The organism is Halonotius roseus, from assembly GCF_006861655.1.
Lineage (GTDB): Archaea > Halobacteriota > Halobacteria > Halobacteriales > Haloferacaceae > Halonotius > Halonotius roseus.
Map to the genome: position 1 here is coordinate 1055765 of NZ_SESI01000001.1, position 15373 is coordinate 1071137.

At 65.1% G+C, this 15373-nt stretch carries 13 protein-coding genes and 1 tRNA gene; 7 read left to right on the top strand and 7 right to left on the bottom strand.

The features are described from left to right. The first annotated feature begins 14 nt into the window (after positions 1-14). Positions 15-2411: a PAS domain-containing sensor histidine kinase gene (locus tag EWF95_RS05560; RefSeq protein WP_142443036.1), complete on the top strand. Its 2397-nt coding sequence runs from the start codon at positions 15-17 to the stop codon at positions 2409-2411. A gap of 60 nt (positions 2412-2471) precedes the next feature. Then, a tRNA-Ser gene (locus EWF95_RS05565) sits at positions 2472-2556 on the top strand. A 395-nt stretch (positions 2557-2951) separates the two neighbouring features. Here EWF95_RS05565 and EWF95_RS05570 read toward each other — a convergent pair. The 3 genes from EWF95_RS05570 to EWF95_RS05580 all read right to left on the bottom strand — a co-directional run bounded on the left by EWF95_RS05570 (position 2952) and on the right by EWF95_RS05580 (position 5956). Beyond that, the gene (locus EWF95_RS05570) at positions 2952-3272 is read right to left on the bottom strand and encodes a hypothetical protein (RefSeq protein WP_142443037.1); all 321 of its coding nucleotides are present in this window, start codon (positions 3270-3272) and stop codon (positions 2952-2954) included. Positions 3273-3536: 264 nt separating this feature from the next. After that, positions 3537-5066 carry a 2-isopropylmalate synthase gene (locus EWF95_RS05575; protein ID WP_142443038.1) on the bottom strand — a complete coding sequence of 510 codons (1530 nt, stop codon included), beginning with the start codon at positions 5064-5066 and terminating at the stop codon, positions 3537-3539. 536 nt (positions 5067-5602) lie between these two features. Beyond that, the gene (locus EWF95_RS05580) at positions 5603-5956 is read right to left on the bottom strand and encodes a DUF192 domain-containing protein (RefSeq protein ID WP_142443039.1); all 354 of its coding nucleotides are present in this window, start codon (positions 5954-5956) and stop codon (positions 5603-5605) included. 50 nt (positions 5957-6006) lie between these two features. On the opposite strand from EWF95_RS05580, the gene EWF95_RS05585 reads away from it, so the two are divergent. From EWF95_RS05585 to EWF95_RS05605, 5 genes are all read left to right on the top strand, one after another. Then, positions 6007-6540, top strand: a complete 534-nt coding sequence (locus EWF95_RS05585) for a DUF7097 family protein (RefSeq protein ID WP_142443040.1) — start codon at positions 6007-6009, stop codon at positions 6538-6540. Between the two features lie 43 nt (positions 6541-6583). Then, on the top strand, positions 6584-7009 hold the full coding sequence (locus tag EWF95_RS05590) for a VOC family protein (RefSeq protein ID WP_142443041.1): 426 nt from the start codon (positions 6584-6586) through the stop codon (positions 7007-7009). A gap of 323 nt (positions 7010-7332) precedes the next feature. Beyond that, entirely contained in the window at positions 7333-8439 is a 1107-nt protein-coding gene (locus tag EWF95_RS05595; protein ID WP_221886619.1) for a glutamate-cysteine ligase family protein, read from the top strand. 87 nt (positions 8440-8526) lie between these two features. Continuing rightward, positions 8527-9231, top strand: coding sequence for a type 1 glutamine amidotransferase (locus tag EWF95_RS05600; RefSeq protein WP_142443043.1), 705 nt, complete (start codon positions 8527-8529; stop codon positions 9229-9231). 93 nt (positions 9232-9324) lie between these two features. Then, positions 9325-9882: a GMP synthase subunit A gene (locus EWF95_RS05605; protein WP_142443044.1), complete on the top strand. Its 558-nt coding sequence runs from the start codon at positions 9325-9327 to the stop codon at positions 9880-9882. Here the strand turns inward: EWF95_RS05605 and EWF95_RS05610 are convergent. The 4 genes from EWF95_RS05610 to EWF95_RS05625 are packed head-to-tail and all read right to left on the bottom strand — an operon-like array spanning position 9879 to position 15274. After that, positions 9879-11522, bottom strand: a complete 1644-nt coding sequence (locus EWF95_RS05610; RefSeq protein ID WP_142443045.1) for a hydantoinase B/oxoprolinase family protein — start codon at positions 11520-11522, stop codon at positions 9879-9881. The genes EWF95_RS05605 and EWF95_RS05610 overlap by 4 nt on opposite strands. Continuing rightward, a complete protein-coding gene (locus EWF95_RS05615; RefSeq protein WP_142443046.1) occupies positions 11519-13582 on the bottom strand; it encodes a hydantoinase/oxoprolinase family protein in 2064 nt (687 codons plus the stop codon). The genes EWF95_RS05610 and EWF95_RS05615 overlap by 4 nt, the downstream gene beginning before the upstream one ends. Next, complete coding sequence (gene gfcR / locus EWF95_RS05620; RefSeq protein WP_142443047.1) at positions 13579-14217, bottom strand: transcriptional regulator GfcR; 639 nt, start codon at positions 14215-14217, stop codon at positions 13579-13581. Before gfcR ends, EWF95_RS05615 begins: the two co-directional genes overlap by 4 nt. Then, on the bottom strand, positions 14201-15274 hold the full coding sequence (locus EWF95_RS05625) for a glucose 1-dehydrogenase (protein ID WP_142443048.1): 1074 nt from the start codon (positions 15272-15274) through the stop codon (positions 14201-14203). Before EWF95_RS05625 ends, gfcR begins: the two co-directional genes overlap by 17 nt. Between the last annotated feature and the right edge of the window lie 99 nt (positions 15275-15373).

The following is a 15373-nucleotide window of genomic DNA, read 5'->3' on the forward strand; positions in this document are numbered from 1 at the left end:
GGAGGTGACTGACGATGTCCGATCGCCGACAACGAATCCAGCTGCTCCACGAGATCTCGCTGGCGATCAGCCCGGGAGAAACGCTGGCGGCGACCGCTGAGACCGCCCTCGAAGCGTACCTCCAGAAGCTGAACTGTACGGTCGGCGGCGTGTTCAGGCGACGGGAGGACGGCGGCTACGAGCAGATCATCGCCCGACCCGCGGCGGCGGTCGACGATCCGGTGTACGCCGCCGCGAGGAACCGCCTCACCGAGCGAGCCGGTGCCGATGGCGATAACGACGCACGCAAGTCGTTCCCGATCGTCGGCGAGGGTGGCGACGACGGCCACTACTATCTCTTCGAACTCCCCGATTTCGGCGCGTTGGTGCTCGGCACACACGGGGAGCCGTTTTCGGCGGCGATCATCGACGAACTCGAACCGCTCAACGAGAAGCTTGCGACCGCGTGTACGGCCAAGGCAGCCGAATCAACGCTCAGAAACGAGCGACGGCGGTTCGAGGCCCTGTTTACGACCATCCAGGAGCCGATGGTCACCGTCTCGGTCACCGACGGGACGGCAACGATCACCCGCAGAAACGACGCCTTCGAAACCACCTTCGGCGACGCCACCTCGATGAGCGAGGGAAGCCGGTTCGAACCGACGATCCCGGCGGCACCGAGCGACGCGGCGGCCGCAGACGAGATCGACACCCAACTTGCCGACGGCGAGCCGGTGACCACGGAGAGCAGCCGACAGACCGCGACCGGCACCGGCGACTTCCTGTTGCGGGCTGTCCCGGTGACGACCGCGACCGGCCAGGAGTGGTTCTTTCTGTACGTCGATATCACCGACGAGAAACGCCGCCGCCGGACGCTGGAGTCGCTGTACGAGGACGCACAGGCCGTGTTGACAAGCGAGGATCGACAGACCGCCTGCAAGCGGACGGTCGAAACGGCGACAGCGGTCATCAACGCCTCGGTCGCGGAGGTACACCTCTACGATCGGGCGACCGACACGCTCACCCCGGCAGCGACGACGGGCGCGGAGCCGGTGTTTGCGGCCGCCGGCGCGGAGGATGCGACGCCGCTGTGGGAGGGTTACGGCGGAGATATCCGGCATTTCGACGCGCTGTCGACGGCCGATGTGTCGATCGCCCACAGCGGGATGGCGATCGAGAGCGTGCTGCTCTATCCGCTCGGCGACCACGGTGTGCTCATCCTTGGCGACGAACAGGCTGAGGCGTTCAACGAGACCGACCGACAGCTCGGTCGCCTGCTGACCACACTCGGCACCATCGCGCTCACCCGCGCCCAGCGGATTCACAGTCTCGAAGCCGTCCAGGCGATCACACAGGAGGCCGTCACCGCCGACACGCGGTCGGCGATGGTCGATGCGGTGCTCGATCGACTGCCGACAGCCCTCAATTTCCCGATCACCGGGCTGTGGGAACACAACGCGGTCGCCGATCAGCTTGAACCGGTTGGAATGACCGAGCCGGCCTTTGATCTGTTCGACGCGCCGCCGACGTTCGGGCGCGGAGATGGGATCGCCTGGGAGGCGTTCAAACGCGGCGAAACGGAGCTCGTTTCGGATGTTGCCAGCCGGCCCGACGCCTACAACGCCGACAGCGTGATCCGGTCGGAGGTCATCGCCCCGATCGATGAGTTCGGCGTGCTGATGGCCGGCGCGGTGCGACCACAGAACCTCACCGACACCGATCGGAGTATCGTTGAGACGCTGACATCGAATCTCGCAACCGCGAACGAGCTCGTCGACAACCGGGAGGAGCTACAGCTGCTTGAGGCGGTGTTTGATCGGGTGCTCAGACACAATCTGCGAAACGATCTGACGGTCATCAAGGGGTATGCCAACGCTGTCGCCGAGAGCGGCGAGGCGTCGCCACACACAGCTGAGATCATCGAACACTGTAAGAATCTCGAACGGACGGCCACCAACGCGCGAACGATGCGCGAGGTTGTCCAGACCCGCGAGCAGCGACGAGCCATCGACATCACCACCGCCATCGAGGATGCGATCGAACTCGCACCCGACCCACCGGAAACTGTCACGATGACCACCGATATCGAGGCCACAACGGCGGTCATCGCCCACCCAAAGCTTCCAGTTGCGATCGCCCAGCTCATCGAGAACAGCGTGGAACACGGCGTCGATGACGACGGCGAGATCCGGGTGAGGGCTGTCGACGACGGCGACGACGTTGTGATCGCGGTCAGCGATGACGGCCCCGGCATCCCGGTGGCCGAACTCGCCGTCATCGACCAACATGACGAGTCGGAACTCGAACACAGCAGCGGGGTTGGGCTCTGGCTGATCGATCGGATCGTCGACTACTCGGATGGTGTGCTCTCGTTTGACACCGACAGCGGGACGACCGCGCGGATCACGCTCCGTGCCGCAGAGGAGAGATGAATCGACCGAGGGCGGTGAGATCGGAATCTTTTACTTGCGGCGTCGGCGATGGAGAAACGAGCCGAGGTAGCCTAGCCTGGCCAAGGCGGTAGATTCGAAATCTACTGTCCATTCGGACTCGGGAGTTCAAATCTCCCCCTCGGCGTTCTACCGCGAGCAACACGCCGAGAGCCCTCTGTGGCTCTCGGCCCCCGCAAGCGGTTGTAGGAGAGTCGGGAGTTTGAACGAGGGAGTGAAGCGACCAGCGGGAGCGAAACGACCGTAGTTCAAATCTCTCCCTGAGAGGCCAGCGGTGTTCAATCCGGTCAGGCAAGCAGGTGGGTCGACCGGCTGACCAACCGCTATTCCTGGCGGACTGAAAGGGCGAGATGCGCTCGACGAACCCGGACGATGTAAGCACTGCAGGAGCGAGCGAAGCGAGCGACGAAGCGCGCAGCGAGTCCTGGGAGTCGAGCGCGTCGAGGGCTTTCTATACCTGCCCCTCACAGACTGTTTCTCTGAACACTACCCGGCGATCATATTACTACATCGCCAACCGAATTACTCGGAAAACTGCTCAGCCAACCCCTGTTGCTGACTAGTATCGCCGCCGCGGAGTCGGCGTCGTCGCTTGTCGAAGGCGCGCTCCAATTCGCCGCGCGTATTCCGCGAGACAAGGTACGCATCGACCGCCGAGGTGTCCTGTGGGTGAGCGGACTGAATCCAGACGTGATCCCGCCCACCGCCGGTTAGCTCATCGGCCCACCCCTCGGCGGCGTCCCGATCCGCAAAGCGGTGGGTCGTCCCGTCGGTGTTGATCGTCCGGCCCACCTCGGGATTTCGCTTGCGCGCGGAGGGTTTGATTTCGACGACGTACGCCACAGCGACGTTTCAGCGGCATCGCTCTTAGACGTACGGGTTCGAATAAGGAGATGAGTCCGAGAAAGAGACGTAGAAAGCCCTCGGCTCTCTCGGCTCCCGCGGCTCGCTGCGCGCTTCGTCGCTCGCTTCGCTCGCTCCTGCAGTGCTTGCGTCGCCGGGGTTCGCCGGGAGAGCCTCGCCCTTTCAGTCCGCCAGGGCTTCGGTTGATCGGTCAGTCGTCGATAATCCCCGATTCGTATTTACTCCGAAAAAGACAGAGACGTCTCAGTCGTCAGCGACCGGCTGTTCCGGCGGCGACGCCGCCAACAAGCGGTCGAGAGCGTCAACCATCGCGTCCACCGAGGCGCGCGTGATGTCGGAATCGGAGGCAGCGACCGTCACGGTGTGGTCGCCGCGGGTCATCTCGACTTCGACGGTGACGACGGCGTCGGTGCCGCCGGTGATGGCGTCGACGTGGAAGGAGTCGAGTTCGGCGTTCGCGGCGGGGCCGAGAGCCTGACGGACAGCTTTGACAGCGGCGTCGACCGGGCCGGAGCCGGTGTTTGCGGCGGTACGCTCCTCGTCGCCAACGCGGAGTTTGACGCTGGCGGTCGGCACCTCGCCGCCGCTGGCAGTCGTCAGCGTCAGGAGTTCGACATAGCGCTCACGGTCACGACCCTGGACATCCTCAGCGATGGCCAGCAGGTCGGCATCGGTGACGCGTTTGTCGCGTTCGCCCAGCGTCTTGACGCGTTCGACGATGGCGGCGAGTTCGTCGTCGCTCACGTCGATGTTGTGTTCGTTCAGTGCAGCTTCGACGCCAGCGCGGCCGGCGTGTTTGCCGAGGACGAGCCGGCGTTCTCGACCCACCGTTTCAGGTGGATACGGCTCGTACATCGCGCCGTCCTTGAGGGTGCCGTCGGTGTGAATCCCGCTTTCGTGGGTGAAGGTGTTCTCGCCGATGACGGCCTTGTTCGGCGCGAGCGGAATCCCAGTATTTTGGCTGACGGTCGTCGCCAGCTTGTAGACGTTCGGGAGGTGCAGCGTCTCGATATCGTAGCTGTGCGAGAGCGCGATAGCGACCTCCTCGATGGCGACGTTGCCGGCGCGCTCGCCGATGCCGTTGACCGTCCCGTGGACGAAGTCGGCTCCGGCTCGCAGGCCGGCGTGGACGTTCGTCATCCCGAAGCCCAGATCGTCGTGGGTGTGGACGCTCGTCGGGCCCAGTTCGGCGAGTTTCTCGACGACGTCGTAGGTGTGTTCCGGGCTGGCGTGGCCGACGGTGTCGGCATAGCAAAAGCGGTCGGCCCCCGCCTCGTGGCCGGCTTCCGCGAGTTCGACAAGGAACTCGGGGTCGGCGCGGGAGCCGTCCTCGCCGAGCAGTTCGACCCACAGGTCGTGGTCGGTCGCGTACTCGATGAGTTCGACCGAGCTCTCGATGACCGCCTCGCGGGTCGAGCCGACCTTCGTCTCGATGTGTTTGTCCGACGACGGGACGACGAGCGTGATGCCATCGACGTTGCAGTCGAGCGCGTGGTCGATGTCGGATTTGATGCCCCGGGCGAAGCTGGTGACCGTCGCGTCGAGGTCGAGATCGGTGACGCGGCGGATGCAGTCGCGCTCGCCTTCGGAGGTGCAGGCACTGCCGGCCTCGATCACGTCGATGGCGGCGGCTTCGAGTGCCTCGGCGATCTCGACCTTTTCGTCGGGGGTCAACGAGACGCCGGGGGCCTGTTCGCCGTCACGAAGCGTGGTGTCCAGTAGCTGTACGTCGTCTGCGGGGAACGCCGAGCGAGCCGAGTCGTCACTACTCAACTCATCTGTTGTGTCTGAATTCACGGATAAATACCATTCACCGGGCGATTTCACGGCCAGCCGGGTTGCCCCGACTTCCTCTATCCTCGTTGGAGTCTGCGTGCTCCATTGTGCATAGTTCTTCACACATACAGGGAAATAAAGCTGCCGTCTCCGTCGCAGAGTACTGTTCAGAGTAGTGCGATTGGATTGAGAACATCTTGAAAGCCCCCGGCGGCTCGGCTCCCGGGACTCGCTGCGCTCCTCGTCGTTCGCGTCGCTCACTCCTGCGGTGCTTACGTCGGCCGGGTTCGCCGACCCGCCGGCCCCTTTCAGTCCCACCCGACGGCAGCTGCTTGGCCTGGGATGCGGGCGGGACTGAAAGGGGCGACTCGCTGGCGGAAGGCGGGCGACGCAAGCACTGCAGGGCCGCAGGCCCGAAGCGCGCAGCGAGCCCCCCGACGCCAGCGAGTCGGGGCTTTCGAGGTGGTTTCAGTTTCCCCAGCTTATCTGAACACGACTGCGTCGCAGTGGGCATACGAGCACACAGCGACCGATTACTCGACGAGCGCGACCCGATCACCAACTGCGACTTCGTCGGCCGCCCCAGCCGGCAACTCGATCAGCGTGTCCGCCGCCGCCCGACCGAGCCCGATCCACGGCTTCAGCCGCTTTTTCGCCACGACCTCGTTGTCAACGAGCCACAGCGCGTCGATAGCGAAGGGGACGAACAGCATGTGGACATCCCGCTTCGCATCGCTGTCGAACTGAAAGACGAGGGCCGCGTCGTCGGCTAGCGACCGCCGGAACATCAGCCCGCGGGCCTGTGCGAGAAACGAATCCGCGATGTCGATGTCGCTGGCGATCTCCCGTCTGCCACCGCCCGATTCCGGCCAGTGAGCGAGTTGCACACAGGGGGGTCGGCCGGGCGATATTTAGCTCTGGGGGGCCGACGGCCGCCATGGAGGAGACGCCCGAGGGCACGCCCGTCGGCGTTGACGACCCCTACGAAGTTGCGGGGCTCTGCGACCACCTCACCGACGACGGTCGGTGTCGGTTCGCCCTCGATCACGCCGGCGTCGATCCCGAGTTCGCCGAGGAGCGGGCGGCCGACGACTACGCCTGCCACGTCGGCGAGACGGGCGACTGGCGGGCCTGCCCACACTACCGCTGGACGACCACGGGCGACGCGTGTCGGCGATGCGGCCTCGAAGAGGTGCGGCTCGCTCACGACGAGAGCCGCCCGCTGATCGAGGAACACCACCTCTCCTACGGCGAGGGCGACAGCGACGCTCCCGGCGACACCGACGAGCCGCGCCACGAACTCACGGTCGCGCTGTGTCGCTGGTGTCACGCCAAAGTCCACCAGTCGTTCGCCCGCATCGACGACGACGTTGATCCCGATCCCGACGCGGTCGCCGAACGCGAACAGCGCGTTGCCGCCGAGACACGGGAGTTCGGCTTCCAGTCCGCACGGGATCGCCGCGAGGAGTGACCAGCCGCCAAACCTCTATGCCCGTGCCGGCCCTCTCAGCGGTATGACCGCGGCTCTCGGGCACGTTCACCTCGTCGTCAGCGATCTCGACCGGGCGATCTCGTTTTATACCGACCTGCTCGCGCTGTCGGTCACCGAGCGACAGGCCAACTACGCCTTCCTCTCGTTTGGCGACCGGCACCACGACCTCGCGCTGCAGGCCCGCCCCGACGCGTCGTCGCCGCCGCCGAACAGCCGCGGGCTCTACCACGTCGCTTTCGAACTCGACACGCCGGATGAGCTTCGGGAGTGTTACGAATGGCTACAGGATCAAGCAATCAGCGTCCAGCCGGTCGATCACGGGATCAGCAAATCGCTGTACTTCGACGATCCCGACGGCAACGGCGTCGAATGCTACGTCGATACCCGCGAAGACGACGGCGAACAGTGGATCGGCCACAACACGCGGTTCGATCCGCTGGCGTTGTAGCCGGCAGCGCGATCACACTCGCGTCAGCCGCGTAGCCGCAACGATAGCGACGGTGACGGCCGGACATCTAACGGCCTCGGACGCCACATGGTTGGCATCTGTCGTTCCATCCCTCTGTACCTCGTCTGCATCTGGATGAATTTGTGATTAGATCCGATTAAAATTTTATTATGGCTAAAAATAGGCCGATAGTGCTGTTTATGGATTCTATTTAAGGATATATTGATGTGATTGTCCAAAGAATTTTATGAGTCCCCGCGACGTAGTACAGTATGTGACTGCGTCGCACGGAAGACTCGAAAAACCGGTCGTGAGAGCCGACCATTCCAATGACATCCAACGCACCACTCAAGCGGAGTATCGAGGTCGAATACTGGGTCGTCGACGACGAGGGGTATCTCACCCAACCGGGCTCGCTGATCGATCTTCCGGGTGCTGAACGTGAGTTCGTCGAGCCGATGCTCGAACTCAAGACGACGCCCTGTCAATCGACCGCAGAGCTCCGCGAGGAACTGTTCGATCGGATCAGAGCCGCCGTTGAGCGCGGCGACGACCTCGGCAAGCAACTCGTTCCGCTGGCGACGCCGCTGAACCACAAGGAGATCCGGGAGATCCCCTGTGACCGAACGCGGATCCAAAACGAGGTCGTCGGCGATGACTTCCAGTACGTCCGCCACTGTGCCGGCACCCATATCCACATCGAACAGCAGCCCGGCCGGGCGGTCGACCAACTCAACACGCTGATCGCGCTCGATCCGGCGTTGGCGTTGGTCAACTCGGCGCGACATTTCCGGGGGGAAGCGATGGCTCCGGGCGCGCGCTCGAAATGTTACCGATGGCTCGCCTACGATGACCTCCAAGATCAGGGTGAACTGTGGCCCTACGTCGATGACCGCGCGGATTGGACTCACCGTCTACAGACGTGTTACGACCGATTCCGCGAACAAGCCATCGACACCGGCATCGACGAACCGACCTTTGAGTCGTGTTTTGATCCCGAAAGCGCGGTGTGGACGCCGGTACAGCTCCGCGAAGAATTTGGCACCGTCGAGTGGCGGTCGCCGGATACGACGCTGCCGAGCCGAACCGTCGCCTTGGCCGACACCCTCGCCAGAGTCGCTGGTGAGCTGGATGGCCGCCCTGTCGACATCGGCGGCGATACCCCCCGCGTCGACGATGATCGGATCGTCCTCCCGGAGTTCGAGACCGTCAGAGAGTACGTTGACACCGCGATCCAAGACGGGCTGACCGAGTCGCTGGCGACATATCTCTCGCGGATGGGATTCGATCCGGACGCCTTCGACCCGATCGCAGACAGCTTCGAGCACGAGGGCCCGATAGATCACGAAACGGCTCGCCAGCTCCGACTGGAGTACGCGACGCGCCTCCGCGAGGATGTCCGGCAGTCGCCGGCGATGACGGCCGATTAGTGGCTCGCTTGGGATGAAACCAAACAGACGGCAAGAAAACCGGATCGATCCAACAGCTTTTCATCCCGGTATGTGCGAGAAGGGTGCATGACTCGGCCGAAGCTCGCGCTCCTGAACGCAGCACACGCGGCCGACGACACCGAGCGCAACTTCGTCCGCGAACTCGACGCTGACGTAACGGAGTTTCGCTGTCCAGAGGGCGAACTCCCCGATGACTTCGCTTTTGATGGCTTTGTCGTCACCGGCTCCAGCGCGTCAGTCTACTGGGACAAAGAGTGGATCGGCCGGCTCAAAACGTGGGTCGGCGGCGCGGTCGAGGCCGGCCTCCCCGCCCTCGGCGTCTGTTACGGCCACCAACTGCTGGCCGACGTGCTCGGCGGCCGCGTCGAGGATATGGGCGAGTACGAGATCGGCTACCGCACCGTCGAACACGACGGCGACAACCGCCTGCTGGCCGGGATCGACGAGTCGATGACCGTTTTCACCACACATTCGGATCGTGTTTCCGAGCCGCCGCCGGGCGCGACAGTGTTTGCCCAAAACGAGTACGGCATCCACGGCTTCCGGAAAGGTCGCGCCATCGGCGTGCAGTTCCACCCCGAGTACGACATGCAGACCGCCGAAACCGTGACCGCCGGCAAGGACGATCAGCTCTCGGAGGAGCGAATAGCGGGGGTGCTCGACGGCATCACCGAATCGAACTACGAAGCGGCCTGTGAGGCCAAACAGCTGTTCGATAATTTTCTCGACTTCGTCGCCGAAGTCCGCGGCGACCGTATTGCCGCCGACTGAGAGATGACCGCCGTGCTGCTGGGTCGCTGACCAAACATCCAGTCCGCGATCGGGTTTCGGTTTCCTTTTGAGCCCCAGCAGCAAAACACAGCCATGACTCGCATTGCGGTTATCGATAACCACGGGCAGTTTACCCATCTGGAGCAGCGCGCGCTCCGCGATATCGGTGTCGACGCCGACCTCGTCGACAACGATGTCGACCCTGAAGAGGTCGAGGCCGACGGCTTCGTCCTCTCCGGCGGCCCCGACATGGATCGCGCGGGCCGGTCGGCGGAGTACCTCGACCGCGACGTGCCCGTTCTCGGTATCTGTCTCGGGATGCAACTCATCGCAAAAGAGCTCGGCGGCAGCGTCGGCGGCGGCGAGTACGGCGGGTACGCCGACGTGACCGTCGAGATCACCGACGACGACGACCCGCTGATCGGTTCGCTCGCACCCGAAACCCGTGTCTGGGCGAGTCATGCCGACGAAGTGAAAGACCTCCCTGATGGCTTCAGCCGCACGGGCACCTCCGACGTGTGTGGGATCGAAGCCATGAGCAACACCGACCGCGACCTCTACGGCGTCCAGTGGCATCCCGAGGTTATCCATACTGAACGCGGTGAGGAGGTCTTCGAGAACTTCCGAGATATCTGCGAGGGGTCGAGCTAAACGTCGCCGCCGCGCTCGTCCTCGTCGCCGACTTTGCCGTCGATTCGATCCTGCTCTCGCTTCGCAACGTCGCGCTCGCTCGGATCGCCGTGGCCGCCGCCGCCCGGCGTTCGAACCGTGACGACAGTATCAGCCGGCACATCAACCGTCGTTTTTGCTGCCACTGATTCCGCTTCCTCGCCCGGCAGCTGTAGCAGGTTTTCACCAGTCGCACCCGGTTCACCGCCATCAACACCCTGCGGCGCGTGGCGGCGTCGCTCCGTGAGCAGCGAGACCGTCGCGTCCTGCTGGACGCGCAGGCGACGTTCGAGGCCGAGGCCGCCGCGATGGATACCGTCGCCGCCCGAATCGGGACGCAGCGCGTAGCGTTCGACCCGCAGCGGGTACTCGGCTTCCAATGCCTCGATTGGCGTGTTGAGGGTGTTTGTCATCCCGACCTGCACGCCGTCCATCCCGTCGACGCTCGCGCGGCCGCCGAAGCCGCCGCCGATAGTCTCGTAGTAGGCGAAGTCGCCGCCGCGACCGCCGATGATGAGGTTGTTCATCGTCCCCTGGCCCTGCGCCGGCACGCGGTCGGGTGCTGCCTCGGCGAGCGCGAGGAAGACCACGTCGGTCACGCGCTGGCTGGTCTCGACATTGCCACCGACGACCGCCGCGGGTGGTTCAGGATTCAACAGACTGCCCTCCGGCGCGTCGACGGTCACCGGCTCGTAGCAGCCGTGATTCGGCGGGATTTCGGGGTCGGTGATACAGCGAACGACGAAGTAGACCGCGCTCGTGGCGACCGACAGCGGCGCGTTGCAGTTGCCGGCGACTTGTGCGGCCGTCCCCGCGAAATCGACCGTAATCGTCGTGCCGTCGACGGTGACGGCCGCCCGGATCTCGATGTTGTCGTCGGTGACGCCGTCGCCCTCCAGTACGTCGCTTGCGTGGTAGGTACCGTCCGGCAGTTCCGCGATGGAATCCCGAATCCGCGCCCGCGAGTAGTCGATAACGGCGTCGAAGCCGTCGCGGATGCGGTCATAGCTATGGTCGTCGATCAGGTCGGCGAGTCGTGCTTCGGCGCGTTCGGTGGCCGCTAGCTGGGCGCGGAAGTCGGCCCGCCGCTGGTCGGGGTTGCGGACGTTGGCGAGGATCAACGAAAACAGTTCCTCGTTGCGCTCGCCGGCGTCGACGAGCCGCGTCGGCGGGAGTCGCAGCCCCTCCTGATAGATCTCTTCCGCGCCCGCGGGCATGCTGCCGGGCGTCATCCCGCCGATGTCAGCGTGGTGGGCCCGCGAGACGGCGTAGCCGATGATCTCCGCGCGCGGCGCGATGGGCGCGACCAGCGTCACGTCCGGCAGGTGCGTCCCGCCGCCAAAGGGGTCGTTGAGGATGAACACGTCGCCGGGAGCAGGGTCGTGATCGAGGACAGCGTCGACGGCCTCGGGCATCGCGCCGAGGTGGACGGGAATGTGTTCGGCCTGGGCGACCATCCGGCCGTCGGCGTCGAAAATCGCCGTCGAGCAGTCCTGCCGTTCGGTGATGTTCGGCGAGTACGCGCCGCGGATCAACAGCTGGCCCATCTCGTCGGCGACGCTCTCGAACTGGTTTCGCAGGACTTCGAGCGTAACCGGATCGATGTCGTTCGCACTGCTCATTGGTTGCCCTCCATGTCGTCCCGCTGCATCACGAGCGCGCCATCACTGCGAATTCGGCCCCGCCAGCCAGGCGGGACGACGGTGGTACTTTCGGCCTGTTCGAGAATCGCCGGCCCGTCTATCGTCGCCTCGGCGGCGAGTTTCGAGCGGTCGTAGACGGTAGCCGCCGCGCGCTCTCCAGTATCGCCATCGGCCGTCGGAAAAACCGCCTCGCGGCTGCCGACGACGGCGTCGCCCCCGCCGTCATGGCTGATCGCGGGCGGCGATCCCTCGATGGTCGCGGTCACGCGGAGATTGACGAGTTCGACCGGCGCGGAGAGGGTATAGCCGTAGGCGCGCTCGTGGGCGGCGTCGAAGGCGTCGGCGACTGATTCCGGCGAAAAATCGTCGACCGCGACGGTGAGTTCGAAGCTCTGGCCGTCATACCGGCAGTCGGCGGCACGCTCGATAGTGGCGGCCGCCGGTTCGGATGTGTCGGCCAGCACGGATTCGACTAATTCGTCGTAAATCGCGTCGATTTCTTCCGGATCGCTGTCGGCGAGCGGCTGGGTGACGGTGCGGACGGCGTCGTGGGTTTCGTCGGCCGCGAGCAGGCCGTACGCCGAGAGGACACCAGCCGGCGCGGGGACGACGACGCGATCCATGCCGAGGTCGGCGGCGAGTGCGGCGGCGTGCATCGGCCCCGCACCGCCGAAGGCGACGAGATCGAACTCGCGGGGGTCGTGGCCGCGCTCGACGGTCGCCGACCGGATCGCTCGCGTCATCGTCGCGTTGGCGACCCGGACGACGCCGCGAGCGGCCGCCTCGGCGTTCAGGAGGTCGGCTTCGTCTGCGAGATCGTTGAGCACAGCGTGGGCGGCCTCGACATCCAGCGTGAGTTCGCCGCCGAGGGCGGTGTCGTCGCCGATGTAGCCGAGGACGACGTTGGCGTCAGTGACCGTCGGGCGGTCGCCGCCGCGGCCGTAGCAGGCGGGCCCGGGCTCCGCGCCCGCCGACTCGGGGCCGACCCGGAGCGCGCCGCCGCTGTCAACCCACGCGATCGAGCCGCCGCCCGCGCCGACGGTCGTCACGTCTACCATCGGGGTGCGGATCGGGATTCCGTCGATTTCGCCCTCGGTCGTCCGTTCGGCGCGGCCGTCACGGACGAGGCTCACGTCGCTTGAGGTGCCGCCCATATCGAAGGTGACGACGCTCGGTGCAGCCGCGTCGGTGTCGCCGGTTCCGGCGTCCACTGCTGTCGCCGCCGCGCCGACGACGCCGGCGGCTGGGCCCGAGAGCGTCGTCGAGACGGCGTGGTCGCTGACGGTGTCGCTGTCGGCGATCCCGCCGTTGGCCTGCATAACGCGCGGTTCGGGGACGCCAGCGTCGGTCGCTTTCTCGGTGAGTCGAGTGAGGTAGCCGCGGATCGCCGGCGTGACATAGGCATCGACGACGGTTGTTGCTGTGCGCTCGAACTCCCGGAATTCTGGCAAGACTTCGTGGGAGGCCGAAACTGGGACATCGAGTTCGGTTCGGAGGATGTCGGCGACGCGCTGCTCGTTTTCCGGGTGGGCGTAGGCGTGCAGCAGGCAGACGGCGACGCTTTCGGCGTCGGTGGCGGCGATCTCGCCGGCGAGATCGCGGATATCGTCGGTGTCGACTGGCTGTTCGATGCCCTCGGTCGTCGCGCGCTCGTCGATCTCGAAGCGGCGACTGCGCGGGACGAGTGGGTCGGGTTTGGTCGCATCGAGGTCATAGAGATCAGGGCGATCCTGTCGGGCGATCTCCAGGACGTCCCGAAAGCCGGCGGTCGTGACGAGGGCGGTTTTCGCGCCGTTGCGTTCGAGGAGGGCGTTCACTGAGACCGTCATTGCGTGTGCGAAGGCGTCGATATCGGCGGGGTCGATCCCGGCGGCGTCACAGGCCTTTTCGATTCCATCGAGAACACCGACGCTCTGGTCGGCCGTCGTCGGCACCTTCGCGGTATGGCGGTCGCCGTCGACAACGAGGACGACATCGGTGAAGGTGCCGCCGACGTCGACGCCGATCCGGGTTGGGGCGGTCGCTGGCGGCGGCGTCATTCCTCGGGGGCGACGCTGACGACGTTCATCAGCGAGGAGACAGGGACGCCGTCGATCTCATCGAGACCCTGTTTGTCGACGAGGACGACACAGCCGACCGGAGTACCACCGTGCTCGCGGACGGCGGTGATCGTCTCCTTCATCGTCGTCCCCGAGGTGATGATGTCGTCGATGATGTAGCAGTTCTGGTCGGAAACAGCGGAGAAATTCTGCGAGAAGCCGCCGTCGAAATCCTCGATGTCGCCTTCCTCCCACTGGTGTTTTGCGGGGCCGTAGGCCGCGATGTCGGTGTCGAGTTCGTTGGCGATGACCGTCGCCAGCGGGACGCCGGCTTTCTCGATGCCGACGGTCAGCCCGACATCGGTGTCATCCTTCGAGATGAGGTCGGCCATCGCGTGGCTGACGTGGGTGAGCCGCCGGCTGTCGCGGCCGATCGCGCTCCAGTCGACGTGGATATCTTGTGGGCTGGCGGTCGCCCGCGGCTCCTGATCGGGTTCGCTTTCGACCCCGCCGCGCTCGACCAGCCAGCTTGCGGTCTCCCGAGACACGTTGAGTTCGTCGGCGATCTCGCCGCGGGAGAGCCCCCGGCCGGCCAGCTCCGTCGCGCTCTCGATGAGGTTATCGACGTTCTTCATACTCGCTGAATTGAATGGCGTTTTTGATAGTACTGTCGTCGTCAACAAAGGCGGCCTCGTAGTCGTCGAGATCGAAAATTCCAGTCACCAGATCGTCGAGGAACGACGCCGACAGCGAAGCGAGTGTGTCGGCGGCGGCCTCGAAGTGGCCGACGTGAGAGTTGACGCTGCCGACGATGGCCTTGTTGTGGAGTACCAGTTCGCGGTGGAGCTTCCCACCCTCGATCTCGAAGTCCCAGTCGCCCGGGATGCCGAGGGCCGCGAGAACGCCGTTCGGCGCGAGGGCCTCGATCGACTCGAAGGGATGTTTCGCGTACCCTGTCGACTCGTAGATCAGATCCGGGGCCTCGTGTTCGTCGGGGATCTCGGGCACCGACGTTTCGGTGCTGTTGACGTAGGTGCCCCCCAGCGATTCGATGATGTCGATCGTCGGATCGGGTCGCTCCCGACGGCCGAGACAGTAGGTGCGCTCAAATCGCTGCTCAAACATGGCCAGTGTGATGAGTCCGAGGCTACCGTTGCCAAGCACAAGGGCTGACTCGGGCGTCCACTCGAAGGCCGACCGGCTGGCGTCGGCGTGTTCGACCGCCTTTTCAGTTATCGAGATCGGCTCAACGAGGAAGCCGTGGTCGGCCAGCTCGGCGGAAATCGGCACGAGAAACTCCGCCGGGCTGGTGAAGTATTCGGCCATGAAGCCGTGGTCGCCGACGATGCCGCGCTCGTGGTACTGGCCGTCGGGTGCCATGTCGGGTTCGCCGCGCTGGAAGTAGTCGTTGCTGCCGTTCGGTCGGCGGCGGACGGTCGGGACGACGACATCGCCCTCGCTAAGCTCGGTACCGTTGGCGTCCTCGACGACGCCGACGGCCTCATGGCCCAACACCATGTGGTCGGTGTCGGCCGGAAAGCCGCCGTGGCCGCCGCTGATGACCTCGTGGTCGGTTCCGTCGACGCCGACCCGCAGTGTCCGAACCAGTGCCTCGCCGGTGTCAGGATCGGGTCGCGGCAGGTCGATGAGTTCGGGCTCGGTCGCCCCCTCGTGGACTGCGATAGCCTTCATACCGTGGTGGTCGGTTCCACGGCTCAATAGCGTTACTCTTCTGTGAGTAAGAATTTCACACGCGTGAAAAAAGCGGGGGACGACCGCGTCGGCTGAGGT